Origin of the sequence: Bradyrhizobium sp. CCBAU 11434, from assembly GCF_028128895.1 — a bacterium.
Taxonomy (GTDB): domain Bacteria; phylum Pseudomonadota; class Alphaproteobacteria; order Rhizobiales; family Xanthobacteraceae; genus Bradyrhizobium; species Bradyrhizobium zhengyangense.
Genome location: NZ_LBJX01000099.1, coordinates 186525 through 209973, shown reverse-complemented (window position 1 = coordinate 209973; position 23449 = coordinate 186525). Strand labels below are relative to the sequence as shown.

The window sequence follows — 23449 nt, the reverse complement described above, 5'->3', positions numbered from 1 at the left end:
GGGCGCGAGATGTCGCGGCAAGCCATGCTGCGCTCAGCGCGAGCGTTTGGGCAGCTTTGGCAGTTTCGCGGGATTGAAGGCTGGGATCTCCCCGGTCCGTTCAGGCGCCGCCGCGGGCTGTTCCGTCAGAATGAGCGTTCCCTCGAGGACGACGCCCTGCGCCTGCCCCGCGGTCGCCGTGTAGGTCGCGATCTTGCCGGGGCACGTGCCTTCGATGTCCAGCGTGAGTTCATCATAGACGCCGAACACCGTGTCACGCCCTTCGGTGTGACGCTTCGTCGATACGGTCGCGGTGAAACGATCGCCATTGACCCGGCAGGAACCGTGATACGTCATCAGGCTGTCGCGGCCCCAGATCTGGCCGTCGGCGACATGGACGATGCCGGTGCCCTGGTCGAATGGCGTCTTGTACCACGCCGCGTAGGTGCCATCCTTCAGCATGGGAGCGGTCTCCCCCTGATCTTGCTAGGCTAATCATCCACATGATCAGGGCTAAAGCGCGGTTAATGATCCGGCCCGTACCAATCCGGTGGTCCGCCTCAGGGCATCAACTTCCTCAATCATGTTCAGGATGATGAACGCCGGGCGAGCGAGTTTTGGCGCGATTTCGCGCGAACGACGCCTCCTGTTGCACGCTCGACGTGCTTTTGCTACGGTTGAGGTACGCGCCTCATTTCACCTCATGGGCCGACGGGTGATCCCGCCCCTGCCGCAAAGATGCGGATTGGCGGCCGACCTTTGCGTCCCGTGAGGAGGGTGAGGCATGTGCCCAATTCGGGCTGAAGCAGAGTTGGCCTCCATCAAGGGCTGACCGCACAAGGGGAGGATGACATGCAGCGTCACTTGATCGCAGGCGTATCTGTCGCGTTCGCACTGGTTCTGGGCCTCGGCTCGGCCAATGCGGCCGACAAGAAGGTTCTGGCCTTCGTCGTCAACGGCGCGTCCGACTTCTGGAAGATCGCGGAAGCCGGCGTGAAGAAGGCCCAGGGCGAACTGCCCAACTACAATCTTCAGCTCAAATATCCAGAACAGGCCGCCGCTGCCGTCCAGCAGCGCATGATGGACGACCTCGTCGCCGCCGGTGCCGCCGGCATCATGGTCAGCGCGGTCGATCCGAAGAACCAGGTCGAGCACCTCAACAAGATCGCCTCGCAGACGCTGCTGTTCACCACCGACAGCGACGCGCCGAACTCGAAGCGCATCGCCTATATCGGCTCGTCCAACGTCGACCTCGGCAAGGACGCCGGCAAGCTGATGCTCAAGGCGCTGCCGAACGGCGGCAAGTGCGTCGGCTTCGTCGGCCTGCCCGGCGCCGACAACGCCCGCGAACGCATCGAGGGCGTCAAGGAGACCATCAAGGGCTCGAAGGTCGAGCTGGTCGACGTTCGCGGCGACGAGATCGATCAGACCCGCGCCAAGCGCAACGTCGAGGACATTCTCGCTGCCATGCCCGACGTGAGCTGCCTGGTCGGCTTCTACTCCTACAACACGCCTCGCATCTATGAAGTGCTCAAGGAAGCCGGCAAGCTCGGCAAGATCCAGATCATCGGCTTCGACGAGGATCCGATCACGCTGGGCGGCGTCAAGGAAGGTGCGATCGCCGGCACCGTCGTGCAGCAGCCGTTCGAGTGGGGTTATCAGGGCATGAAGCTGATGGCGAAGTACATTGAGGGCGACAAGTCCGGCGTGCCCGCCAACGGCATCATCATCGTACCCGGCAAGGTCATCGACAAGAGCAACGTCGACGACTTCATGGGCTCGATGAAGGCAATGCTCAAAAAGTAGGAGACGTGCGGGCATTGCCCGCAGCCTTCAATGACTGAGCCGTTCCTCGAACTCGTCGACATCAGCAAGAGCTACCCCGGCGTGGTCGCACTCGACCACGTCGGCCTTGCCGTGTCGCCGGGCGAGGTGATCGCGCTGATCGGCGAGAACGGCGCCGGCAAGTCGACCTTGATGAAGGTGCTCGGCGGCGTGGTTGAGCCGAGCGGCGGCCGCATCCGCGTCGACGGTGTCGAGCGGAACGCGCTGACGGTGGCTGAGGCGATCACCGCAGGCATCGCCTTCGTCCATCAGGAGCTCAACCTCTTCGACAATCTCGACGTTGCCGGCAATGTGTTCATCGGCCGCGAGCCCGTGCATGGCGGGCCGCTGCGGCTGATCGACCGCAAGGCGCTCTACGCCAAGACGCAGCCGCTGCTGGACCGCTTGGGGGCCGATTTCGCGCCGGACGCGCCGCTCGCCGAGCTGTCGCTGGCCCAGCGTCAGCTCGTCGAGATCATGAAGGCGCTGTCGCTCGATGCGCGCCTTGTGATCATGGACGAGCCGACATCGAGCCTGACCCTTTCCGAGACCGACCGGCTGATGCGGGTCATCGCAGCCCTGAAGGCCCACGGCGTCAGCATCATCTTCATCACCCATCGCCTCAACGAGGTGATGCAATGCGCCGACCGCGCGGTGGTCTTGCGCGACGGCCGCATGGTCGGCGCGCTGACCCGCGCCGAGCTGTCGCCGGCGGCGATGATCCGGTTGATGATCGGGCGCGACCTCAAATCGCTCTACGTGCCGCCGGCCGCCCCACCTGGCGAGCCCGTGCTCGACATCGTCGAGGCGGTCACCGATACCTATCCGGAGCGCGCAGTGAGCCTGTCGGTTCGCCGCGGCGAGATTTTGGGGCTGGCCGGCCTCGTCGGCTCCGGCCGGACCGAGCTGGCGCGCGTCGTTTTTGGCGTCGATGCGCTCCGGGGCGGCGCGATCAAGCTGAACGGCGAAGCGATCCGCGTGACAAACCCGCGCGCGGCGATCGACCATGGCATCTACCTTATCCCGGAGGACCGCAAGGGCTGCGGGCTCCTGCTCGACGTGTCGATCGCCGAGAACATTTCGCTGCCGGACCTGGCGTCCTATCTGCGCTACTTCCTGGTCAACACGGCGCAGGAGACGAAGAATGCCCGGGTCCAGCGCGAGCAGCTCAAGATCCGTGCGCCGGACGTTGCAACCACGGTCGGCTCGCTGTCCGGCGGCAATCAGCAGAAGGTCGTGCTGGCCAAATGGCTGTCGATGCGGCCCAAGGTGCTGATCTTCGACGAGCCGACGCGCGGCGTCGACGTCGGCGCCAAGCAGGAAATCTATGAGATGCTGCGCCGGCTGACCGACGCCGGCGTCGCGATCCTGATGATTTCGAGCGACATGGAGGAGGTGATCGGGGTCAGCGACCGGATCGCCGTCATGCACGAGGGGGCGATCTCGGGTTTCCTTGATCGCAGCCAGTTCAGCGAGCACAACGTGCTTCAATTGGCCGTCGGCCACGCGGTTTGAGATGAGGGTGCCTTGAACAAGAAAGATCTGAGCCTGCTGGTCCTGATCCTCGTCGTCGGCGCGGTCGTGGCCTTCATCAATCCGCGTTTCCTCTACGTCGGCAATCTCTCCAACACGCTGAACCAGGTCGGGATGTTCGGCATCTTCTCGATCGCGGAAGCTTTCGTGATCATCATCGGCGGGATCGAGCTCTCGGTCGGATCGGTGATCGCCCTGCTCGGCGTTCTCTTCATCGACCTCATCGTCAATCACGACGTCAACTGGATGGTCGCCTTTGCCGCGATCATCGCGAGCGGCCTCGTGATCGGCCTCGTGCACGGCGCACTGGTGACGCGGATGCATATCCAGCCGTTCGTGGTGACGCTGTGCGGACTTCTGATCTATCGCGGCGCGGCGCGCTATTACACCGAGGACGCGACGGCCGGCTTCGGCTTCGGCGCCAGCTTCCCGACGCTGGAATGGCTGACCGCGGGCCGAACCAATTTGCTGGGCTTTCCGGTCCCGCACAGCCTTGTGGCGCTGATCGTCGTCGCCGCCATTGCATGGGTGCTGCTGCACCGCTCGGTGTTCGGCCGTTATCTCTACGCCGTCGGCAAGAACGAGGAGGCCGCGCGCTATTCCGGCATCCGCTCCGAACGCGTGATGGTTTCGGCCTATGTCATCTGCGGCGGGCTGACCGCGTTCGCGGCGATCCTGTTCGCGATGTATACCCGCTCGATCTCGCCCGCCGTGCACGGCTCGTTCTACGAGCTCTATGCCATCGCCGCGGCCGTGCTCGGCGGCTGCTCGTTGCGCGGCGGCGAAGGCTCGATCGTCGGCGTCGTGCTCGGCACCGTGCTGCTGCAGGTGCTGCAGAACCTGGTCAATCTGCTGGGAATCCCGAGCTCGCTGAATTTCGCTGTGATGGGCGCAGTGATCCTGATCGGCGTGCTCGCCGACCAGTATCTCGTCCAGCGCCGGCAACGCGTGAGCACGGCCAAGGGCCGGACGCAGGCAAGCCTCGCCGCCGCCCCCCTCGAAGGGTGAAGGTGAGGTGAGCGGCGCGCCGCTTACGCAGCGGCGTCGGTTTTGCTCACCTGAACCGGCGCCGGCAAGGCGTCAGAAGCCACACTCCGCATAGCCTTTCCGCGCCAGGCGGAAGTGCGAGCCGTCGCCGACGAAATCAACGTCCAGACATTGGTTGCCGCGACGAAACGCGCCCAATCCCTCGCAATGCAGATATTCGAGGTTGATGCGCCATCGCTTCTCCGACGGCAGATAGGTCGCGAAATCGTGTTGGGCGCGCGCAGGGCCCTTGCATATCCCGGCAATATATTGCCGGATATCGCTCGGAAGGACGCCGATGTGCTCTGAATTCAAGGGATCGTCATGACCGACGCCTCCCGATCGCGCGTCGGCTGGAAGCGCTGCGAAAACCGTCAAGCTCAATCCCAGCTGGAATGTTCTGATCCACATTGCCTCTGCCTTATCGTGCTCGCGTAACGTCGCACTATAGCGCCGGAGAGCTTACGGGCAGCTGGCAACATCGTGCCTTGCGGCCGATCAAGGTTTGGACCGGGATGTCGGGGCCGGAGACCGCGGCTGCCGCCGGGTAGTGTCTCAGTTTGAAATTCATCGGAACATTCGGTCGGCGATTTCAACCAGAACGCGGACCGCGCCGGGAAGCAGAAAGAAACCAACGATCCAGCCGACTATGGCAATGGGCCATGATGGGGTCGCGGGCAGCCGCGTTGCGGTCCAAAAGACCAGCGCCGATGCTATCGCCGAGCAGGCACCAATAACTACTGACTCGCGATCTTTGAAGGCGGCTTGCGGAAGTCCGACCAGCAAACCGATTGCAAGTAGGCCGAATGACCAGCCGCCTCCGAAGAGAATTGCTCTTAGCAATCCCTTCATGTTGCCCTCCGTTGCGCCGGTAGCTCGCGGGAACCGTTTGTTCTCAACCATATGACCTAGTTGATACCCAACGGAAGCTGCGCCAATTGAAATATCTGCACGCGCGTTGATAAATCTCGTGAACGAATAAACAGTATCTCACCTAAGAGCGTCTTTGATGCCTCATCTTCAACGTACAGTTCGCAGTCGGGATGCGGGGCGTCGTCCATCTTAGACATTGCGAATTGTGCGCTTACTGAGAGACTACCTGCCGCCGGGCAGCCGTCCGGGTCGCCTGGTTGGCCACGGCCATGGATGCGGCGGAAGACTCTGCCTCAGAACGTCACCCGCGCCCCCGCATAGAAAGCCCTTGGCCTTGCCGGGCTCAGCGAGCGCGGATCGGTGAAGGGGTTGCCGCCGTTGGTGAAGTTCGGCAGCGCGCCGGTGTCGAAGAACTGTCCGTAGGTCGCGTAGCGATTGTCGAGGACGTTGTCGACCTTGCCGTAGAGCTGGACGTTCTTGGTGACCTGGTAGGACGTATGCAGGTTGAAGACCGTGTAGGACGGCAGCTTCGAAGATTGGTTGGACTCGTCGCCGACCAGGTATTGGCTGGAGACGAACAGCGCATTGCCGCCGACTTTCCACTCGTCAGTAACAGCGTAGTCGACGCCGACCTTGACGCGGTGGCGCGGGATCGCGGGGATCTGGTCGCCGGGCAAGACCTGGATGTGGCCATCAGCATCGGCGAACGGGCTGTTCGAGCCGAGGGTCAGTGGATCGAGGAAGCGGGCATCGATGAAGGTGTAGCTCGCCTGGAACTGAAGCGCCTGTGATTTGATGTTGACCTCGGCCTCCAACCCCTGACGCCGCGTCCTGCCGACATTGGTGAAATAGCCAAAGCCGGTTCTATCAGGGACAGGGACGGCCAGGATGTCGTCATAGTTGGTGGCGCGGAAGCCACCGAGCTTCCAGCCGAGCGTACCGATGTTCAGCTCCCTGGTGCCGCGCAGCCCCGCTTCCACGGTCTTGGACACAACCTGCTTCAACGGCGGATCGGAGACCAGAAACGCCGCGATGAGACAGGGATTGTTCGGATCGGCGCAGCCGAGCTCGAGCGGCGTTGGCACACGGTTGGCCTCGGAATAGCCGGCATAGGCGGTCAGCTCCGACGTGATCTTGTAGGTGCCGCCGATCACCGGATTGAACCGTGTGTAGGTATAGTCGCCGTTGAGCGCGGTGCCGAGCTGATCCTCCAGCGAGATGCGCGCCACATTGAAGCGGCCTCCGCCCGTGATCGAGAAGGCGTCCGTCACGTTGAACGTATCGGTCGCATAGAGGCCGTTATATTGATTGACCGTCCGCAGCGAGACGGGACCGGCAAGCCCGGTCGCGACCGTGCCTGATGGCCCCAGGAAGACGCCGCTGCCAGTCACGACGTAGTTCTCTCCGATCGAGCCGATCTCCGCCATGGCATCGTAGCGCGTGGTGCTGGCATCGTAGCTCGTACCGACCACGAAGCGGTTCTCGTGCCCGAACAACTGATCGGTGTTGGTGGCCTGCCCCGAGACGCCAAAGCTGGTCGACCGTATCGAGCTCCGATCGATCTCGCCGAGGATCGTGCCCGGCGCAAAGGGATTGCCGAGCTGGACGCCGTTCGTGCCGTTCGCAGGAGTCGCACCGTCGCCGAAGCACAGCAGTGTCGCGTCCGCCGCACACTCGCCGACCTCGGTCGGATTGCCGTCGACGACCTTGTGCTCGTACCGGCGCACGTGAGCGGTGCCTTCGAGCGTCCAGGTCGGCGTCGCGTCGGCCTTGGCAGTCAGGTTGAGATAGCCGACGCGGTTGGAACTGGTCTGCGGTGTCGTGTAGGTCGCGCCCCAATAATTGTTCAGGAGCTCAGCCGGCACGGTGGCGCTGGCGCCGAAATCGTTCTTGGCAGCTCCGACATTGAGGTGGAATTCGCTGTCGCCCGCCTTGTAGCCGACGTCACTGTAGAAGCGCCGCACATCCGATTGGGAGAAGTTGCGGAAACCGTTGTCGTGCAGGCCTTCGAGCGCGGCGTAGACGCCGTAGTTCTGATCGACCTGCTTGCCCCATTGTGCCGAGCCCTGGATGCGGCCGAACGAGCCGCCCATGACATCAAGCTCCGTGCCTTGATAGGTGAAGCCATCCTTCATCTGCAGATTGATCGCGCCACCGAGCGCGTTGAGGCCGAAGGCCGGATTATTTGTCACCAGCGTCGCCGACCTGATCGCTGCGGTCGGGATCAGGTCCCAGTTGACGGCGTCCGAGAACGCTTCGTTGATGCGCACGCCGTTCTGGTACACGGCCAGTCCCTGCGGCGTGCCCGTCACGGGCGAGGCGATAAAGCCGCGAAACTCGACGTTGGGCTGGAACGGGTTGCCGGTGACCTCGCTGATGCTGACGCCGGCGATGTTGTCGCGCAGAGCATCCGTGACGTTGAGCGAGCCGGTGCGCTTGATCTGGTTGGCGTCGACGGCGTTGATCGCCGACGGAACCTTGTCGACCTCGAGACCTCTGCCGGTGCCAGGCGCCGTCGGATAGACGTAGATCCTGCCACTACTCCTCGGCTTGCCCGAATTCGAAGCCGTCCGCGCGACGGGGCGCGACGGCGCGCGACGCGCGGTCGGCTGCGGCGCCACCACCTCGACCGCGGGCAAATTCTGGACGTTGGTCTCCTCATCCTGCGCGGCGCGCGCGTCGGCCGCGAAAACCAGGCTGGACAGCAGCCCGGTCGAGGCCGAGGCCATCAGCAGATTTCGCGCGTGTCCCAGCTTGCCCATTCCCTCGCCCCATCAGGCACCACCGGCTGTTTTCATGTTCGCCGTTTGGTCGAGACGAGTGTATTCGGCGGCAGCTCACGCACTAGCCACAAAAGGTCGGGCAGTATCCGCACCCGTTTTCCCGACCAAATCGGGAATTTTTCCCGATCGGGAAATTTCCTGCTTGAAGCGGGCGCGATCAGGCGGCCGCGGTTGGAACCAGCGCCTCTACGGTCACGCCGCGTTCGCCCGTGGCGACGTTGAGGGTGCCACCGAGCGCGAGGATGCGCTCGCGCATGCCGACGAGGCCGAAGCCGAGCTTCTGGCCAGGCTCCATGCCGCGCCCGTTGTCGCTGACCCGCACACGCGCACAGAAGCGGCCATCGCGGCCCGGCTGCTCCGCGGGCTCGATCACGACATTGATTGCGGTCGCGCCGGCGTGGCGGAACGCGTTGGTGAGAGCCTCCTGTACGACGCGATAGATGGTGAGGTCGGCAGTCTCACCCGTGACGCCGAGTGCGGGAGAGATCGTGGTCTCGATGGTGACGTCGGGATGAGATTCCCGCCACAACCGCGATAGCGATTCCAACGCCTTGCCGAGACCTAGCTCGGCAAGCCCGACCGGCCGCAACCTCTCCAGCACGCGGCGCGTGAACTGCTGCAGCGCGTTGATCTGCTCCAGCAGCGCGCCGCCGTGTTTTCTCACGGCGTCCGCACTCGGCGCCCGTCCATCGGCGAGCTTCGCCAGCGCACTGGCATGCGCGCGCAGCGAGAACAGATAGGGCCCGAACTCGTCATGCAGCTCGCGCGCGATCTCCTTGCGCTCGACGTCCTGGAGCGACACCGCGCGCTCGGCAAGGCGACGCTTGTCCTCGACCGCCTCGCCCAGCGTCGCCGCAAGATGATTGAGCCTGGTGCAGATCGCCGCAAGCTCGGGCGCGCCACCGGGCGCAACGCGCGCATCGTAGTCGCCGTCCTCGATCTCCCCCATGGTCTGCGCCAGGGACTGGAGCGGCGCAAGCGCCCGGCCGACAACCGTCATCATCACCAGGAACAGCACCAGCGCGATCACCGAGCCGACCTCGAGCTGGGTAACGATCGCGTCCCAGATCTCGGCAATCTCGTCATTGGGATGCGAGGTGATCACCAGCGAGCCCGGCTTGCCATGAACGGAGACCGGCACACTGACGGCGGTCTGTTCGGGATGAACCAGGCTGACGAACCAGGCCGGCGGCCCCGGCGTATCGTCATCCGCATCGGGCCGCGGTGGGGTCAGCGGGTTACCACCGGCATCGCGGAGCGCGATGCTGACATGACGCAGACGGTTCAGATCGTGCGCGATCTGGTTCAGCCTGGCGTCGGGATCCAGCGCCTCGTTGAGATCGGCAACGATCATCTCGATGAATTCACGCGCCAGCCGGATCACGCTCTGGTCCTCGGCCTGCACGCGCGGCCCCGCCTCCGCGACCTGGCGGGCGATGTTGACCGCGAGCCCAAGTGCCAGCAGCAGCGCCAGCAGAAGGTTGATGCGCCCGCGCAAGGAAAGATTTTGCCACATTGCTTTCGCCCGTGCCCCGCCATGGGTCGCCCGCGCCTGTCCGATAGCGTTGACAGGGGCGAAGCGCCCGATATCTAATCGGAAGCGTACAGCAATCCCGGCCGGGTTGCATGACCGGACATTTTTCCTCGTTCGGCATCATGCGGCGCGAAATCGCGAAACCAAAGAGTCCGGCGCTGTCACGGGGAACGCCTATGCGCATTCTGATCGTCGACGATCATCCCATTGTCGCCTCCGGCTGCCGCGCCGTGCTGGCCGACGAGGGCGAGATCGAGATCCTGGAGGCTGCTGACGCCGAAGACGGGGAGAGCATCTTCATCGTCGAGCGCCCCGACCTCTGCGTCATCGACATCAACCTGCCGACGGTCTCCGGCTTCGAGCTGGCGCGCCGCATCCTCGAGCGCGCGCCTGAAGCGCGCATCATCATGTTCAGCATGAACGACGACCCGGCTTTCGCCGCGCGCGCGATCGAATGCGGCGCCAAGGGCTATGTCTCCAAGACCGGCGACCCTGATGATCTCGTCGAGGCGATCCGCAGCGTCGGCGGCGGCGGCACCTATCTGCCGAGCGCGATTGCCCGCAGCATCGCCTTCGCAGGACCCACGCTGGCGCAGAGCCCGCTCTCGAAGCTGAACGCACGCGAGATGGAGATCTTGCGGCTGCTCAGCGCGGGAAAAAGCCTCTCCGAGATCGCCTGGCTGGTGCAATCGTCCTACAAGACCGTCGCCAACACCTCCTCGATCATGCGCCAGAAGCTGGGGGTGAAGACCTCGGTCGAGCTGGTGCGGCTGGCGATCGACAGCGGCGTGGCTTAAAGAGCGCCACAAATTTCGGTCACACAAGCATTGCATTCTCAATGTGGTGAGATGCCACGGAGCTATCAGGCATGACGATCCAGACTGTCTCGACCAACAGATCCTATGGCGGCGTGCAGGGCGTGTACCGCCATGCGAGCCAGACGACCGGAACCGACATGGTGTTCTCGGTCTATGTTCCCCCGCATGCCGAAAGCGCCAAGCTGCCCGTGGTCTGGTATCTCTCCGGCCTCACCTGCACCCACGCCAACGTCACCGAGAAAGGCGAATTCCGCAAAGCCTGCGCCGAGCTCGGGCTGATCTTCGTCGCTCCCGACACCTCGCCGCGCGGGCCCGACGTGCCTGGCGACGCCAACAACACCTATGATTTCGGCCTGGGAGCCGGCTTCTATGTCGACGCCACGCAAGAGCCGTTCGCGCGGAATTACCGGATGTGGAGCTATGTGACCGACGAGTTGCCGAAGGTCGTGGCGGGAAATTTTCCCGTCGATGCCAAGCGACAATCGATCATGGGCCATTCCATGGGCGGCCACGGCGCGCTGACGGTAGCGCTGCGCAACCCGCACCGCTACCGCGCCGCCAGCGCATTCGCCCCGATCGTGGCACCATCCCAGGTGCCGTGGGGTATCAAGGCGCTCACCGGATATCTCGGACCGAACAAGGATACCTGGCGCAGCCATGACACTGTGGCGCTGATCGAGGACGGCGCGAAATATTCCGGCTTCCTGGTCGATGTCGGCGAGGCCGATAATTTCCTGAAAGAACAACTCAGGCCCGAGCTGCTGGAGGCGGCTTGCACCAAGGCCAACATCCCGCTGACGCTGCGGCGCCAGCCGGGCTATGACCACAGCTATTATTTCATCTCGACCTTCATGAGCGATCATCTGCACTGGCATGCGGAGAGATTGAAGGGGTGAGATCTTTCTTCTCCCCTTGTGAGGAGGGGTATACCTCCACAACCGCAGTATCGTAGGGTGGGCAAAGCGAAGCGTGCCCATGATTTCTCTCGAATCATTGATTGAAGGTGGGCACGACGCAAGTGCGCCTTTGCCCACCCTACGATCCCCGACTCGCTGAGCGAATATCCTACTACGGCTTGCCGTAGTTCGGCGCCAGCAGGCGGTTGCGGATCAGATAGCTCATCGTGCGCGTCCAGGATTCATCGGTATTGCCGCGCATGTCGGCGCTCGCCGCAGTGATCATGTTGCCGGTCTTCACGTCGCGCAGATAGATGTTGAGATTGATGATCAGGTTCGAGACCTTCTGCACCATGCCTGTGATCTCGACGTCCGCACCCAACTGTCCGGCAAGCTTGAGGTCGCAACCGCCGCAGGCCTGCAGATTGCTGTGACGGGCCGCATCCCTGACCGGCGCGATATCGAGCACCTGGAACTTGCCTGAATCGGCCAGTTCCTTGCGGAGCTGCTCACTGATACGATCGAGGCGCGCCTCTTCCGGCTTCGAGCCATAGAACTCGCCGGGCAGGCTGGTGTCGATCAGCTCGAAATCGAACACGGCAAGCTTCGGCGGGTCGGCCAGTGCGGCCGATCCCGTCAACAGCAATGCCGCGAAACACAGCAGCGCTCGCACGATCGTGATTCCAGCGCTTGCGCGCGTGAGGACGAAATGCGGGGTTGCAAGCCTTGCCAAATCGGTCATGCTTCCAGCAGAAACAATTCTCCACCGGCGGTCAAGCCGGGGAGGACGTGACGGAGGAAGCATGATCCGATGGTTGCTCGGCCCGATCGGCCTGTGTCTGGCAGCAGCGCAAGCGCTCGCGGCCGACCCTGTGACGATCGGCGTCGGCTATCTCGGCGTCGCCGGCACCAGATCGACACTGTCGCTGGTCGAGCAGCCCGCCGAGAATGACGGCCTCGCCGGCGCCAAGCTCGCGATCGAGGACAACAACACCACCGGCAAATTCCTGGGCCAGCGCTTCACGCTGGAGGAGCACCGCATCAAGGAGGGAGAGGATCCGGTCCAGGCTGCATCCGCGCTCGCCGAGCACAATGGTTTTATTGTCGCCGACCTGCCGGCCGATGCACTTCTGAAAGTGGCCGACGCCTTGCGCGACCGCGGCACGCTGCTGTTCAACGCCGGCGCCATCGACGAGCGACTGCGCGAGGCCGATTGCCGCGCCAACGTGATCCACACCGCGCCGACGCGCGCGATGCTGGCGGATGCGCTCGGCCAGTATCTGGTGTGGAAGAAATGGTCGCGCTGGCTTCTGGTGGTCGGCTCGCATGACGAGGACAAGCTCTATGCCGACGCGCTCCGCCGCGCCGCGACGCGGTTCGGCGCCAAGATCGTACAGGAGCGCACCTTCGAGGACACCGGCGGCGCACGCCGCACGGATTCCGGCGTCACGCTGATCCAGCGGCAGATGCCGGTGTTCACGCAACAGGCGCCCGCTTACGATGTGCTCGTCGCCGCTGATGAAAGCGAGGTGTTCGCGGCCTATCTGCCCTATCGCACATGGGATGCTCGCCCCGTCGCGGGCTCGGCCGGCCTCGTGCCGCGCAGCTGGGACGCCGCGCAGGACCAATGGGGCGCGACGCAGATGCAGAATCGCTTCATGAAGCTGAACGCGCGCCGCATGACCGCGCTTGACATGCAGGCCTGGACCGCAGTGCGCATGATTGGCGAGGCCACCTCGCGGACCAATTCCGGCGACGTCAAGAAAGTCACCGACTTCATCAAGGGGCCGAATTTCGAGGTCGCCGCCTTCAAAGGCACCCGACTCACCTTGCGCGACTGGAATCTTCAGCTGCGGCAGCCGATCCTGCTGGTCGACGGCCGCATGGTGGTGTCGGTATCGCCGCAGGAAGGGTTTCTGCACCAGGTCTCCGAGCTCGACACGCTCGGCTATGATCGCCCGGAGAGCAAATGCAAGCTGAAATGAGGATTTGGATGTTGCGTGTGGGATTGCTGTCCGGACTGGTGCTGGCGGCAGCGCCCGCGCATGCTTTCATTGCCTATGTCTCGAACGAGAAGAGCAACACGGTGTCGGTGATCGACACCGACAGCTGGACCGTGACCAAGACCATCAAGGTCGGCCAGCGTCCGCGCGGCATCGAGTTCACCCGCGACGGCAAGTTCGTGATGGTCGCGGTCGGCGACGATGACACGATCCAGCTTATCGACGCCAAGACGCAAGGCGTGGTGGACACCCTGCCCTCCGGCCCCGACCCTGAACTGTTCACCCAGGATGCCGCCGGCAAGACGCTCTACGTCGCCAACGAGAACGACAACACGGTGACCGTGATCGACCTGGAGAAGCGCGCCCGCCTCGGCGACATCCAGGTCGGCGTCGAGCCCGAGGGCATGACCATCAGCCCTGACGGCAAGACCCTGATCAACACGTCCGAGACGACCAACATGGCGCATTTCATCGACACGTCATCGCGCCAGATCGTCGCCAACGTGCTGGTCGATCCGCGGCCGCGCTTTGCCGAGTTCAAGCACGACGCCTCCGAATTATGGGTGTCCTCCGAGATCGGCGGCACCGTTTCGATCGTCGACCCTGGAAAGCACGAGGTGATCGGCAAGGTCACATTCGACATTCCGGGCCTGCGGAAGGAGGCGATCCAGCCCGTTGGCATCGGCATGACCAAGGATGACAAGACCGCCTTTGTGGCGCTCGGGCCCGCCAACCGCATCGCGGTGGTCGACATCGCCACGCGCAAGGTGACGAAATATCTCCTGGTGGGACAGCGCGTCTGGCACATGGCGTTCACGCCGGATGAAAAATACCTGCTCACGACCAACGGCGTTTCCAACGACATCTCCGTCATCGACGTCGCCGCGCAGAAAGTGATCAAGACCATTCAGGTGGGCGAGCTGCCCTGGGGCATCACGATCGCGCCATGACCAGCCCTGCTCCCATCGCCGAACTACACAAGACGCCACGGCCCGATCCCGCCGCGGTGCCGGCGCTGTCGATCGATAGCGTCAGCCATGCCTACGGCCCGCGCCGGGCGCTGACCGACGTCTCCTTCAATGTGCAGCCGGCGAGCTTTACCGCCCTGCTCGGCCTCAACGGCGCCGGCAAGAGCACACTGTTCTCGCTGATCACGCGGCTGTTCGGCATCCAGACCGGGCGCGTCGGCATCTTTGGCCATGACGTCAGCAAGAGCCCCGGCGAGGCGCTGCGCCTGCTCGGCGTCGTGTTCCAGCCGCGCACGCTCGATCTCGACCTGTCGCTGACGCAGAACCTGCTCTATCACGCCGCTCTCCACGGCATCAGCCGGCGCGAGGCGGCCACCCGCAGCGCCGAGCTGCTCGGCCGCATTGGGCTCGAAGACCGCGCCGGCAGCAAGGTGCGCGATCTCTCCGGCGGCCAGATGCGGCGGCTCGAGATCGCACGCGCGCTGCTGCACCGGCCACGACTGCTGCTGCTGGACGAACCGACCGTCGGCCTCGACGTCAAGGCGCGTGCCGACATCATCAGCCATGTCCGCCAGCTCGTGACCGAGCAGGGCATCGGCGTGCTCTGGGCCACACATCTGTTCGACGAGATCATGCCCAGCGACGATCTTGTGGTGCTGCACCAGGGCAAGGTGCTGGCGCGGGGCCCCATGAACCGCGTCATCACCGAGGCCGGTGCGCTAGACGTCAACACCGCCTTCATGCGCCTGACCGGCGCGCAAGTGATGCCCGGAGGCGGCGCATGAGCAGCATCACCACGCGCGATGTGCCACGCGGCTTCACGGCTGCCGAGTACATGACCTGCCTGACCGGCATCGTCTGGCGCGAGGGCCTGCGCTTCCTGCATCAGCGCGAGCGCTTCGTCTCGGCGCTGGTGCGGCCGCTGGTATGGCTGTTCATCTTTGCCGCCGGCTTCCGCCAGGTGCTCGGGATCTCCATCATCCCGCCTTACGAAACCTACATCCTCTACGAGGTCTTCATCGCGCCGGGGCTGATGGCGATGATCCAGCTCTTCAACGGCATGCAATCCTCGCTCTCGATGGTCTACGACCGCGAGATGGGCAATATGCGCACGCTGCTGGTGAGCCCGCTGCCGCGCGGCTTTCTCTTGTTCTGCAAGCTGCTGGCGGGCACCGCGGTGTCGCTGCTCCAGGTCTATGCGTTCCTGATCATCGCCTGGTTCTGGGACATCACGCCACCTCCGATCGGCTACCTCACCGTGCTGCCGGCGCTGATACTATCAGGGCTGATGCTGGGATCGCTCGGCATGCTGATCTCCTCCGGCATCAAGCAATTGGAGAACTTTGCCGGCGTGATGAACTTCGTCATCTTCCCGATGTTCTTTGCGTCATCCGCACTTTACCCGCTCTGGCGGGTACAGGAGGGCAGTCCCTATCTCTATTATGTCTGCCAAGCCAATCCGTTCACCCATGCAGTCGAGCTGATACGTTTTGCGCTGTATGGGCAGATCAACTGGATCTCGCTCGCCGTGGTCGGCGCTTGCACAATCGTCTTCATGATCGGCGCGATTTTCGCCTATGATCCGTCACGCGGGCTGGCACGGCGCGGGCCTGCGGGAGGCGAAGGATGAAGGTTCGGACAGCAGCCATGGCGGCCCTTGCGTTCGCGGTCTCCGCCACCGCCGCGCGCGCCGCCGATCCGCGCTATCCCAACTGGCCGTGTGCGCAGGCCAAGGTTCCGGAGATTTCACTGGCCGCCGTCTGGGCCGGTCCGGAGCTCGGCGACGCCGAGACCAAGTGGAAGGACGACGGCAAGATCAGCGCGCTGGTCTCGAAGCTTGCGGCGCGCAAGACGCCGCTGGACGAGGCCGAGAAGTCGGTGAAGGAATTCCTGGCCGGCTCCGCCGCCGACAAGAGTACCAACGCAAAGCTGCTGTTCGCAGGCCTGTTCGACACGCTGAACGCCCAGCGCTCCCAGGTCATGGGCGGTCTCGAACGCGTCAGCCGCAAGCAGCGCGAGGCCGCCGACAAGATCCGCGAGGAGACCATCCAGCTCCAGGCGCTCCAGGACGCCACGCCGCGCGACGACACCAAGGTCGATGCCATGAGCAACCAGCTGATCTGGGAGACCCGCATTTTTGAGGACCGCCGCAAGGTGGTGCGCTTCGTCTGCGAGGTTCCGACCACGATCGACCAGCGCCTGTTCGCGCTCGGCCGCGTCATTCAGCAGGAAATGGAATAGCGTCAGCCCTGCTGACGACTTTCATAAAAGTTCCCGCGATATCAACACGATCATTAATGTTTGCCGCGCTATCTGCCGGAACCAAATCGATCTAGGATGGCTTGTCCCGTGAATCCAAAACGCCGGGAGGCCGCGATGGGAACAGCAAAATTCATCCTCGCAAGCGCTGCAGCCATCACCATGCTCACATCCAACGCCTTTGCTGACGACATGACCGGAATGGTCACGAGCATCAACAGGCTCAACAACACGATCTCGATCCAGGAGACGCAGAAGGGCACGGTCGGCGGAAGTGCCGGCGGCGCCGGCGCGCTCCAGCAGTACAAGGCCAAGGACGCCGCGATGCTGGATGCCGTCCATGCCGGCGACAGGGTGACCTACACCGCGACCGATACGGATGGGGCGAGCACGCTGACGAAGTTGCAGAAGCAGTAGGATTCAGGTCGCCGCAGTCGGACTGATTGATGTAAGCGAGACTGCATCCACGCCGTCATTGCGAAGAGCCCTTGCGGCGAAGCAATCCAGATTGCCTTCGCAGGAAAGATCCTGGATTGCTTCGCTGCGCTCGCAATGACGGGGAGAGCGCCGGGGCTATTGTTCAGGCCGCGGCTCCGGCTGCGCCTCCTCCGTCGGTAGCTTCGCGTGCTCCCAACCGTCTGTCCCTTCAGGATACCAGGCGACGTTGGAATAGCCGTAAGCCAGCGCGCGCTTGGCGGCGTTCCAGGACATCCAGCAATCGGCGAGGCAATAGATTACGAGCAGCGCGGCCTTGTCGCCGTGCGAGGCCTGCTTGAGCCCGCGCTGGAAATAATCATCCATCGCCGGCGGCAGCGCGCCATAGCCGGTGTCCGGCAGCCAGAGACTGCCCGGAATGTTTCTGCGCGGCGTATCGCGCCACACCGTGCCCGCGGGAAGGTTCTTCGGCTTCGGTGCGCGCGGAAGCACGTCGATGAAAGCACCGCCCTTCGCGCGCCAGATCGTCTCGGCGTCGGTCGTCGAGAGCACGCGCGCGCCTTCCAGGGTCTCCGGCACCGGCGCGCGGTAATTGTCGGCGCGATAGCCTTCCGGCTCGAACGGCTCTTGCTGCCGCGCCTGATCTTGTTGCGCCGATACCGGCACCGCCAGCAAGGCGGCGACCAGCGCAGCGGCAAGGGGCCGTCTCATGGCGCCTTCTTGGCCGCCTCCACGCCGAGCGGCCGATCGTTCTCGTCGAGCAGGGGCACACCGAAGTCGATCAGGATCTTGTTGATCTCGCCCTGGTTCTCCTGGATCAATTTGTTGAGCTGCCGCTTCCAGTTCTGGTCGGCGGCACGCACGCCCATGCCGATGCGATAGACCAGTTTTGGGCCAGAGGTCTCCTTCACCAGCGGCGTCACGTGCAGCGAGCCGGCCTTCTTGGCGTAGTACCCCGCCATTGGTCCCCACAGCACGCCGGCATCGATCTTTCCCGAGGTAAGATCGTCGATCATCGCCTGCGCCGAATTGTCATAGCGTGTGTCGATCATCAACGGATAGGGCTTGGCGTCGCTCATCAGCCCGGCGATCGCCATGTTGGTTGCCGGCGGCGTGCCGGCGATGATACCGACATGCTTGCCCTTCAGCTTTGGATCCTCGAGCGTGTCGATATCCTCGAGCCCGCTGCCGGCCTTGGCCACCAGCGCATAGGTGGTGCGGTAATAGGGATTGGTGCCTTGCACGATGTCGTCACCCTGGGGAAAACCCATGATAACGTCGCAGCGATGCGCGCCCAGCGTCATACGCACGAAGCCTGTCGCTTGCGGGAAGAACACGTAGTCGAGCTTCTTCTGCAGCTTGTCGGCGAACAGCTCGGCGAGCTTGTTCTCGATGCCTTCGCCCTTCTCGTTGGAGAACGGCATGTTGCGCGGATCGGCGCAGACCCGCAGCACCTTCGGGTCGACCAGCTCGAACGAGAGATCGCCACCATCACTCGTCTGCGCGCGGGCAACGTCGCCGATCGCACAAGACGCCGCCATCAGACATAGTGAAAACAACCAGCGACGATGTCGTCCGGCCTCCATCGCGCTTCCTCCTCATTTCCCTCGAATGCTATCCATGCAAGGCAGGACGCACCCTCTATTGTTTGCCAAACTTAGTGTTGGCTCGTTGTGTTGCAGTGCAATGAGGCAAATCCTGAACTGAGGCGGAAAAGTGTCGCAGCTCATCTCAAAGATCGCAGCCCTATCTCTGCTTGGACTCGCGACGCTAGCACGCGTCGGGGCGGCCGAATTGCCTGTGAGCGAAGTCGCGGCCGGAATCTTCGTGCACTCCGGGGCCATTGCCCTGATGACCCGCGAGAACGAGGGCGATATCGCCAATGTCGGCTTCATTGTCGGCGACGACGCGGTGGCCGTGATCGATACCGGCGGCAGCCTGCGTGAAGGCGAGGCGCTGTTGGCGGCGGTGCGGGCCCACACCAGGAAGCCGATCCGCTACGTCATCAACACCCACGGCCATCCCGACCATGTCTTCGGCAATGCCGCTTTTGTCGCAGAGGGAACCAGCTTCGTCGGACACAGCAAGCTCCCGCAAGCGCTGGCGACGCGTGGACCGTATTATCTCGATAATTTCCGCCGCATCATGGGTGGCGAACTGATAGATCCCGTGAAGATCGTGCCGCCGACCGTGCTGGTGAAGGACACGATGACGGTTGACCTCGGATCCAGACGGCTGACCTTGCGCGCATGGCCGGCCGCGCACAGCGACAACGATCTGACCGTGTATGACGAGACCACGAAGACGCTGTTCGCGGGCGACCTCGTCTTTCTCCGCCACATTCCGGTAATGGATGGCAGCATTCGCGGCTGGCTGGGCCTGCTGAAGGAGCTCGAGGCCGTCCCGGCGATCCACGTCGTCCCCGGTCACGGCCCTGTGAGCGACTGGCCTGCCGCTTTGGCCGATGAAAAGCGTTATCTCACGACGCTGCTGTCGGATGTCCGTGCCCTAAACAAGAAGGGCGAGCCGATCCGAACGGCGGCTGACACGGCCGCCGCGACCGAGCGGTCGCATTGGGAACTTTTCGACGATTACAACGCCCGCAACGCAACCGCAGCATTTTCTGAAATTGAATGGGAATAGCGGGCGCGCTACGTTGGGATCAGCTACGCTGACCCAGACTGCTTCGACCGTGCGAGACCACGACCATGATGGGATGCACACGCCGCCTGCCCCTGATCGCCGCGCTACTCGGCATCGCCTTTGCGTTGCCTGCGAGCGCCGAAGAGGCCTACGATCCCTGGCCGGGCCTGGTGCAGGATATCTTCAATAACCGTCCGATGAACGACGGCGCTGATGTCATCGCCATCGAGATGCCATATCGCGCCGAGGATGCGGCGATCGTGCCGGTGACTTTGCGCAGCAAGCTATCGCCCGCCGATAGCCGCCGCATCCGCTCGATCACGCTGGTGATCGATCGCAACCCGGCGCCGATGGCCGCGAAATTCGATCTCGGGCCGGATGCCAATGTCACCGAAATCTCTACGCGCGTGCGCGTCAACAATTACACCGATGTGCATGCGGTCGCCGAACTCAGCGACGGGCAGCTCTACGTCTCCAAGACCTATGTGAAGGCATCGGGCGGCTGTTCGGCGCCGGCAGGGAAGAATGCCGAAGAAGCCAACAACCGCCTCGGCCAGATGCGCTACCGGCAATTCGCACGCGAGGACGCGCCGGCGAGCCGCATCCGTGAAGCCCAGATCATGATCGGCCATCCCAACAATTCCGGCCTGCAGATGGATCAGGTAACGCAGCTCTATACTCCCGCCTTCTTCATCAATCAGCTGAAGCTGACGCAGGACGACAGCCCGGTGCTGTCGATGGAAGGCGGCATCTCGATCTCGGAAGATCCCAACCTGCGCTTCACCTATGTCTCCAACGGCGCCAAGCGTTTCCGCGCGGAGGCCAAGGACACCGACGGACACTTGTTCCGGAACGAGTGGGACGTGGAGAAGTCTGGTACGTAGACCCCTTGCTGTCATTCCGGGGCGGTCCGCAGGACCGAACCTGGAATCTCGAGATTCTCAGGTGCGCAATTGCGCACCATGGTTCGCGCTTCGCGCGCCCCGCAATGACGGTGCTAAGTCAAAAACACCTCACCTCGGCTTCAGCCTGCGCCCGTCTGAGATCATTCACGGCCGCATTCGCCTGCTCGGATGTCCGGAACTGGGTCCCGAGATTGCCGCGAACCTGGGACATGCTGAGCGCGGTTTCGGCGGTGACGTAGCGCTCGTAAGAGACGATCGAGGCGACCACGTCGATTGAGCAGGAGCATTGCTCGATCGCCTGCCGCGTCTCGCCATTGGCTTTCATGCAGCCGTAAACATATTCCGCGCGCGCCGAGGTCGGATAGTCATTGGCCTCCTCAGCCCTGGCCGCGTACACGGTCGCGGCCAGCACAATCACAGCGGCGACAATCGGTCGTATCCGTCCCGCACAATCCATGAGCGTCCTCCGGCTGGTTGCGATGGAAGCTATGCTATGCGTATTGTCCTGAAAAGCACTCTGTCCGAGGAAATGGCTCACAAGGTGATGAGAGTTTTGGCACGAACAATAGTGCCGGCGATGATGCTGGCGCTGGGCATGCCGGCCCAAGCCGCCGACACCATCCGCCTTGCGGTGCAGAAGACCGGAACGTTCTCCTGGGAACTGGCGACGATTCGCGAGGCGGGGCTCGACAAGGAGGCCGATCTGTCGCTGGAGGTCACCGAGCTTGCGAGCCCCGAGGCTGGCAAGATCGCGATGCGTGCCGGCAACGCCGACATCATGCTGTCGGATTGGCTCTGGGTGTCGCGCGAGCGCACGCTCGGCGCCAAGCTGACCTTCTATCCCTATTCCAGCGCGCTCGGCGCAGTGATGGTGCCCGCATCCTCGCCGATCAAGACGCTCGCCGATCTGAAGGGCCGCAAGCTCGGCGTCGGCGGCGGCCCGATCGACAAAAGCTGGCTGCTGCTGCAGGCGCGGATGAAGCAGGACGGCCTCGACCTCAAGTCGGATGCGACCATCGTCTATGGCGCGCCCCCCCTGATCGCCGCCAAGGCGCTCGACGGCGAGATGGATGCGAGCCTGAATTTCTGGAATTTCTGCGCCCAGCTCGAGGCCAAGGGCTTCAGGCGTCTCGCCGGTATCGAGGAGATCTTGCCGAAACTCGGCGCCAAGGGCGCGGTCTCCGCCGTCGGCTATGTCTTCGATGAGGGCTGGGCCGCGAGCCATCGCGACGCCGTGGCGCGCTTCATCGCCATGACCCGCAAGGCCAAGCAGCTTCTGGTCACCTCCGACGCGGCCTGGGACAAGATCGCTCCGCTCACCGGCGCGACCGATCCGGCCATGTTAAAGACCTATCGCGACCGCTATCGCGACGGCATTCCGCGCCGGAGCATCAATGACGAGGAAGCCGATGCGCGCGTGCTCTATCGCGTGCTGGCCGAGATCGGCAGCCGCGATCTGGTCGGGCCGGCGGCGGAGCTCGATCCCGGCACATTCTATCACGCCGTGCCCGGAGACTGAGGTGCTGCGCCTTCTGTCGATTGCCCTGTTGCTTGCGATCTGGTGGACAGCCGCGCTGTTCGTCGACGGTGCAAAACTGCCCTCCCCGCCTGTCGTACTCCACGTCATCATCGCGGAAGCGGCCTCAGGCGCGCTTTTCCTGCATCTCGGCGCCACGCTCGCGCGCGTCGCGCTCGCCTTCGTGCTGGCAATGTCGCTCGGCAGTGCCATCGGCTATCTGATGGGACGCGTGAAGCTTGCAGACCGGCTCGGTGATCCCTGGCTGATCCTGCTGCTCAATCTGCCGGCGCTGGTGGTGATCGTGCTGGCGTATATCTGGGCGGGGCTCACCGAGGCCGCGGCGATCGCGGCGATTGCCATCAACAAGCTGCCGACCGCGGTCGTCACCTTGCGCGAAGGCACGCGCGCACTCGACCGTTCGCTCGACGAGATGGCGACCGTCTTTGCGATGCCGCGCTGGCGCGCCTTCCGCCATGTCGTGTTGCCGCAGCTAGCACCCTACATCGCGGCCTCAGCCCGCTCCGGCCTGTCGCTGGTCTGGAAGATCGTGCTGGTCGCCGAGCTCCTGGGGCGGCCGAATGGCGTCGGTTTCGAGATCGGCGTAGCCTTCCAGCTGTTCGACACGCCGCGCCTGCTCGCCTACTCCCTGACCTTCGCCGCGGTCGTGCTCGTGATCGAGACGGCGCTGGTGCAGCCGTTCGAAGCCCGCGCAACACGGTGGCGGCCCCGTGCGGCTTGAGGTCGAGATCACGGGCAAGACCTACCGGAGCGCTGCGGGCGGAACGCACGAGGTGCTGTCGCCCCTGAAATTCGCGTTGCAGTCCGGCGAGGTCGGCGTGCTGATCGGCCCCTCCGGCTGCGGCAAGAGCACGATGCTGCGCATCATCCTCGGGCTCGATCGCGACTTCGACGGCCAAGTCGCGCGCCCACCGGAAGCGCGGATCGGCATGGTGTTCCAGGAGCCACGGCTATTGCCGTGGCGCTCGGTCGAGCAGAATGTGCGGCTTGCTGCGCCTGACGTCACCGATGGCAAGCTGTCGGAGCTGTTCAGGATTCTCGAGCTCGACGCGCACCGCAGCCACTTCCCCGGCGAATTGTCGCTGGGCCTCGCACGCCGCGTCGCGCTCGCCCGTGCCTTCGCAGTCGAGCCCGATTTGCTGGTGCTCGACGAGCCCCTCGCCTCGCTCGACGATGCGCTCGCCGGCCGCCTGCGCGACGAGATCGCGACCCTGGTGGCAAGCCGTCCCGTGATGACGCTGCTGGTTACCCACAGCCTCGACGACGCCATCCGCCTCGGCGATCGCCTGTTCTTCCTGTCGCCCCGCCCTGCACGCATCGTGCAGGAGGTGCCGATCCCGATTCCGCGCGCAGAGCGCAGCGAGGTTGAGCTCGCCAGGATCAGGACGGAGCTTGCGGCCTTGCTGCTTGAATCGAAATGAGAACTCGTGGTC

25 protein-coding genes are annotated in these 23449 nt (G+C 63.8%); 16 read left to right on the top strand and 9 right to left on the bottom strand.

The genetic code is table 11. The features are described 5' to 3' along the window. Nucleotides 1-33: 33 nt before the first annotated feature. Entirely contained in the window at nucleotides 34-441 is a 408-nt protein-coding gene (locus XI06_RS31790; RefSeq protein ID WP_271607184.1) for a hypothetical protein, read from the bottom strand. A 390-nt stretch (nucleotides 442-831) separates the two neighbouring features. On the opposite strand from XI06_RS31790, the gene XI06_RS31785 reads away from it, so the two are divergent. From XI06_RS31785 to XI06_RS31775, 3 genes are read left to right on the top strand one after another with little or no spacing between them, the layout of a single operon-like run. Next, nucleotides 832-1785 carry a sugar-binding protein gene (locus XI06_RS31785; protein WP_237864737.1) on the top strand — a complete coding sequence of 318 codons (954 nt, stop codon included), beginning with the start codon at nucleotides 832-834 and terminating at the stop codon, nucleotides 1783-1785. A 30-nt stretch (nucleotides 1786-1815) separates the two neighbouring features. Then, complete coding sequence (locus XI06_RS31780; RefSeq protein ID WP_237864738.1) at nucleotides 1816-3318, top strand: sugar ABC transporter ATP-binding protein; 1503 nt, start codon at nucleotides 1816-1818, stop codon at nucleotides 3316-3318. Between the two features lie 12 nt (nucleotides 3319-3330). Next, nucleotides 3331-4344 carry an ABC transporter permease gene (locus XI06_RS31775; protein ID WP_237864739.1) on the top strand — a complete coding sequence of 338 codons (1014 nt, stop codon included), beginning with the start codon at nucleotides 3331-3333 and terminating at the stop codon, nucleotides 4342-4344. A 72-nt stretch (nucleotides 4345-4416) separates the two neighbouring features. Here the strand turns inward: XI06_RS31775 and XI06_RS31770 are convergent, their stop codons facing one another. The 4 genes from XI06_RS31770 to XI06_RS31755 form a co-directional block, all read right to left on the bottom strand. Further along, nucleotides 4417-4740, bottom strand: coding sequence for a hypothetical protein (locus tag XI06_RS31770; RefSeq protein ID WP_271607183.1), 324 nt, complete (start codon nucleotides 4738-4740; stop codon nucleotides 4417-4419). A 189-nt stretch (nucleotides 4741-4929) separates the two neighbouring features. Next, nucleotides 4930-5214 carry a hypothetical protein gene (locus tag XI06_RS31765; protein WP_237889944.1) on the bottom strand — a complete coding sequence of 95 codons (285 nt, stop codon included), beginning with the start codon at nucleotides 5212-5214 and terminating at the stop codon, nucleotides 4930-4932. 314 nt (nucleotides 5215-5528) lie between these two features. Next, nucleotides 5529-7997: a TonB-dependent receptor gene (locus XI06_RS31760; protein WP_271607182.1), complete on the bottom strand. Its 2469-nt coding sequence runs from the start codon at nucleotides 7995-7997 to the stop codon at nucleotides 5529-5531. A gap of 178 nt (nucleotides 7998-8175) precedes the next feature. Continuing rightward, nucleotides 8176-9534: a histidine kinase gene (locus XI06_RS31755; RefSeq protein ID WP_271607181.1), complete on the bottom strand. Its 1359-nt coding sequence runs from the start codon at nucleotides 9532-9534 to the stop codon at nucleotides 8176-8178. Nucleotides 9535-9728: 194 nt separating this feature from the next. Between XI06_RS31755 and XI06_RS31750 the strand changes: the two genes are divergently transcribed. After that, nucleotides 9729-10349, top strand: a complete 621-nt coding sequence (locus XI06_RS31750; RefSeq protein WP_237864744.1) for a response regulator — start codon at nucleotides 9729-9731, stop codon at nucleotides 10347-10349. Between the two features lie 71 nt (nucleotides 10350-10420). Beyond that, nucleotides 10421-11266 (top strand): S-formylglutathione hydrolase, encoded by an 846-nt coding sequence (gene fghA / locus XI06_RS31745; RefSeq protein ID WP_271607180.1) that lies wholly within the window; start codon nucleotides 10421-10423, stop codon nucleotides 11264-11266. 172 nt (nucleotides 11267-11438) lie between these two features. On the opposite strand, the gene XI06_RS31740 is transcribed toward fghA, so the two are convergent. Further along, the gene (locus XI06_RS31740) at nucleotides 11439-12008 is read right to left on the bottom strand and encodes a DUF3280 domain-containing protein (RefSeq protein WP_271607179.1); all 570 of its coding nucleotides are present in this window, start codon (nucleotides 12006-12008) and stop codon (nucleotides 11439-11441) included. Between the two features lie 61 nt (nucleotides 12009-12069). Here XI06_RS31740 and XI06_RS31735 point away from each other — a divergent pair, with 61 nt between their 5' ends. The 6 genes from XI06_RS31735 to XI06_RS31710 all read left to right on the top strand — a co-directional run bounded on the left by XI06_RS31735 (nucleotide 12070) and on the right by XI06_RS31710 (nucleotide 16913). After that, nucleotides 12070-13251, top strand: coding sequence for an ABC transporter substrate-binding protein (locus XI06_RS31735; protein WP_237864747.1), 1182 nt, complete (start codon nucleotides 12070-12072; stop codon nucleotides 13249-13251). Then, nucleotides 13236-14219: a YVTN family beta-propeller repeat protein gene (locus XI06_RS31730; protein ID WP_237872999.1), complete on the top strand. Its 984-nt coding sequence runs from the start codon at nucleotides 13236-13238 to the stop codon at nucleotides 14217-14219. Before XI06_RS31735 ends, XI06_RS31730 begins: the two co-directional genes overlap by 16 nt. Further along, nucleotides 14216-15022 (top strand): ABC transporter ATP-binding protein, encoded by an 807-nt coding sequence (locus XI06_RS31725; protein WP_271607178.1) that lies wholly within the window; start codon nucleotides 14216-14218, stop codon nucleotides 15020-15022. Before XI06_RS31730 ends, XI06_RS31725 begins: the two co-directional genes overlap by 4 nt. Further along, nucleotides 15019-15867 (top strand): ABC transporter permease, encoded by an 849-nt coding sequence (locus XI06_RS31720; protein WP_237864750.1) that lies wholly within the window; start codon nucleotides 15019-15021, stop codon nucleotides 15865-15867. The genes XI06_RS31725 and XI06_RS31720 overlap by 4 nt, the downstream gene beginning before the upstream one ends. Next, a complete protein-coding gene (locus XI06_RS31715; protein ID WP_271607177.1) occupies nucleotides 15864-16478 on the top strand; it encodes a hypothetical protein in 615 nt (204 codons plus the stop codon). Before XI06_RS31720 ends, XI06_RS31715 begins: the two co-directional genes overlap by 4 nt. A 135-nt stretch (nucleotides 16479-16613) precedes the next feature. Beyond that, entirely contained in the window at nucleotides 16614-16913 is a 300-nt protein-coding gene (locus tag XI06_RS31710) for a copper-binding protein (protein ID WP_271607176.1), read from the top strand. A gap of 156 nt (nucleotides 16914-17069) precedes the next feature. On the opposite strand, the gene XI06_RS31705 is transcribed toward XI06_RS31710, so the two are convergent. Next, entirely contained in the window at nucleotides 17070-17642 is a 573-nt protein-coding gene (locus XI06_RS31705; RefSeq protein ID WP_271607175.1) for a PQQ-dependent catabolism-associated CXXCW motif protein, read from the bottom strand. Further along, complete coding sequence (locus tag XI06_RS31700) at nucleotides 17639-18472, bottom strand: substrate-binding domain-containing protein (RefSeq protein WP_237864920.1); 834 nt, start codon at nucleotides 18470-18472, stop codon at nucleotides 17639-17641. Before XI06_RS31700 ends, XI06_RS31705 begins: the two co-directional genes overlap by 4 nt. A gap of 310 nt (nucleotides 18473-18782) precedes the next feature. Between XI06_RS31700 and XI06_RS31695 the strand changes: the two genes are divergently transcribed. Together XI06_RS31695 and XI06_RS31690 are read left to right on the top strand one after the other, a co-directional pair. Then, nucleotides 18783-19574, top strand: a complete 792-nt coding sequence (locus XI06_RS31695; RefSeq protein WP_377803191.1) for a quinoprotein relay system zinc metallohydrolase 2 — start codon at nucleotides 18783-18785, stop codon at nucleotides 19572-19574. 65 nt (nucleotides 19575-19639) lie between these two features. After that, nucleotides 19640-20458: a quinoprotein dehydrogenase-associated SoxYZ-like carrier gene (locus tag XI06_RS31690; RefSeq protein WP_271607174.1), complete on the top strand. Its 819-nt coding sequence runs from the start codon at nucleotides 19640-19642 to the stop codon at nucleotides 20456-20458. A 118-nt stretch (nucleotides 20459-20576) separates the two neighbouring features. On the opposite strand, the gene XI06_RS31685 is transcribed toward XI06_RS31690, so the two are convergent. Further along, nucleotides 20577-20936 (bottom strand): hypothetical protein, encoded by a 360-nt coding sequence (locus XI06_RS31685; RefSeq protein WP_237864756.1) that lies wholly within the window; start codon nucleotides 20934-20936, stop codon nucleotides 20577-20579. 87 nt (nucleotides 20937-21023) lie between these two features. On the opposite strand from XI06_RS31685, the gene XI06_RS31680 reads away from it, so the two are divergent. The 3 genes from XI06_RS31680 to XI06_RS31670 are packed head-to-tail and all read left to right on the top strand — an operon-like array spanning nucleotide 21024 to nucleotide 23437. Then, nucleotides 21024-21998, top strand: coding sequence for an ABC transporter substrate-binding protein (locus XI06_RS31680; RefSeq protein ID WP_271607234.1), 975 nt, complete (start codon nucleotides 21024-21026; stop codon nucleotides 21996-21998). 1 nt (nucleotide 21999) lies between these two features. Then, a complete protein-coding gene (locus XI06_RS31675; RefSeq protein ID WP_237864757.1) occupies nucleotides 22000-22737 on the top strand; it encodes an ABC transporter permease in 738 nt (245 codons plus the stop codon). Next, entirely contained in the window at nucleotides 22727-23437 is a 711-nt protein-coding gene (locus tag XI06_RS31670; protein ID WP_271607173.1) for an ABC transporter ATP-binding protein, read from the top strand. The genes XI06_RS31675 and XI06_RS31670 overlap by 11 nt, the downstream gene beginning before the upstream one ends. Nucleotides 23438-23449: the final 12 nt, after the last annotated feature.

Bases quoted from the DNA above. Each gene is read 5' to 3' on its own strand.
- XI06_RS31715 (WP_271607177.1), top strand. From the start codon at position 15,864: ATGAAGGTTCGGACAGCAGCCATGGCGGCCCTTGCGTTCGCGGTCTCC.
- XI06_RS31690 (WP_271607174.1), top strand. From the start codon at position 19,640: ATGATGGGATGCACACGCCGCCTGCCCCTGATCGCCGCGCTACTCGGC.
- XI06_RS31750 (WP_237864744.1), top strand. From the start codon at position 9,729: ATGCGCATTCTGATCGTCGACGATCATCCCATTGTCGCCTCCGGCTGC.
- XI06_RS31780 (WP_237864738.1), top strand. From the start codon at position 1,816: ATGACTGAGCCGTTCCTCGAACTCGTCGACATCAGCAAGAGCTACCCC.
- XI06_RS31700 (WP_237864920.1), bottom strand. From the start codon at position 18,472: ATGGCGGCGTCTTGTGCGATCGGCGACGTTGCCCGCGCGCAGACGAGT.
- XI06_RS31790 (WP_271607184.1), bottom strand. From the start codon at position 441: ATGCTGAAGGATGGCACCTACGCGGCGTGGTACAAGACGCCATTCGAC.
- XI06_RS31735 (WP_237864747.1), top strand. From the start codon at position 12,070: ATGATCCGATGGTTGCTCGGCCCGATCGGCCTGTGTCTGGCAGCAGCG.
- XI06_RS31730 (WP_237872999.1), top strand. From the start codon at position 13,236: ATGCAAGCTGAAATGAGGATTTGGATGTTGCGTGTGGGATTGCTGTCC.
- XI06_RS31680 (WP_271607234.1), top strand. From the start codon at position 21,024: ATGAGAGTTTTGGCACGAACAATAGTGCCGGCGATGATGCTGGCGCTG.
- XI06_RS31740 (WP_271607179.1), bottom strand. From the start codon at position 12,008: ATGACCGATTTGGCAAGGCTTGCAACCCCGCATTTCGTCCTCACGCGC.
- XI06_RS31725 (WP_271607178.1), top strand. From the start codon at position 14,216: ATGACCAGCCCTGCTCCCATCGCCGAACTACACAAGACGCCACGGCCC.
- XI06_RS31705 (WP_271607175.1), bottom strand. From the start codon at position 17,642: ATGAGACGGCCCCTTGCCGCTGCGCTGGTCGCCGCCTTGCTGGCGGTG.
- XI06_RS31720 (WP_237864750.1), top strand. From the start codon at position 15,019: ATGAGCAGCATCACCACGCGCGATGTGCCACGCGGCTTCACGGCTGCC.
- XI06_RS31755 (WP_271607181.1), bottom strand. From the start codon at position 9,534: ATGTGGCAAAATCTTTCCTTGCGCGGGCGCATCAACCTTCTGCTGGCG.
- XI06_RS31765 (WP_237889944.1), bottom strand. From the start codon at position 5,214: ATGAAGGGATTGCTAAGAGCAATTCTCTTCGGAGGCGGCTGGTCATTC.
- XI06_RS31760 (WP_271607182.1), bottom strand. From the start codon at position 7,997: ATGGGCAAGCTGGGACACGCGCGAAATCTGCTGATGGCCTCGGCCTCG.
- fghA (WP_271607180.1), top strand. From the start codon at position 10,421: ATGACGATCCAGACTGTCTCGACCAACAGATCCTATGGCGGCGTGCAG.
- XI06_RS31685 (WP_237864756.1), bottom strand. From the start codon at position 20,936: ATGGATTGTGCGGGACGGATACGACCGATTGTCGCCGCTGTGATTGTG.
- XI06_RS31710 (WP_271607176.1), top strand. From the start codon at position 16,614: ATGGGAACAGCAAAATTCATCCTCGCAAGCGCTGCAGCCATCACCATG.
- XI06_RS31785 (WP_237864737.1), top strand. From the start codon at position 832: ATGCAGCGTCACTTGATCGCAGGCGTATCTGTCGCGTTCGCACTGGTT.
- XI06_RS31695 (WP_377803191.1), top strand. From the start codon at position 18,783: ATGACCCGCGAGAACGAGGGCGATATCGCCAATGTCGGCTTCATTGTC.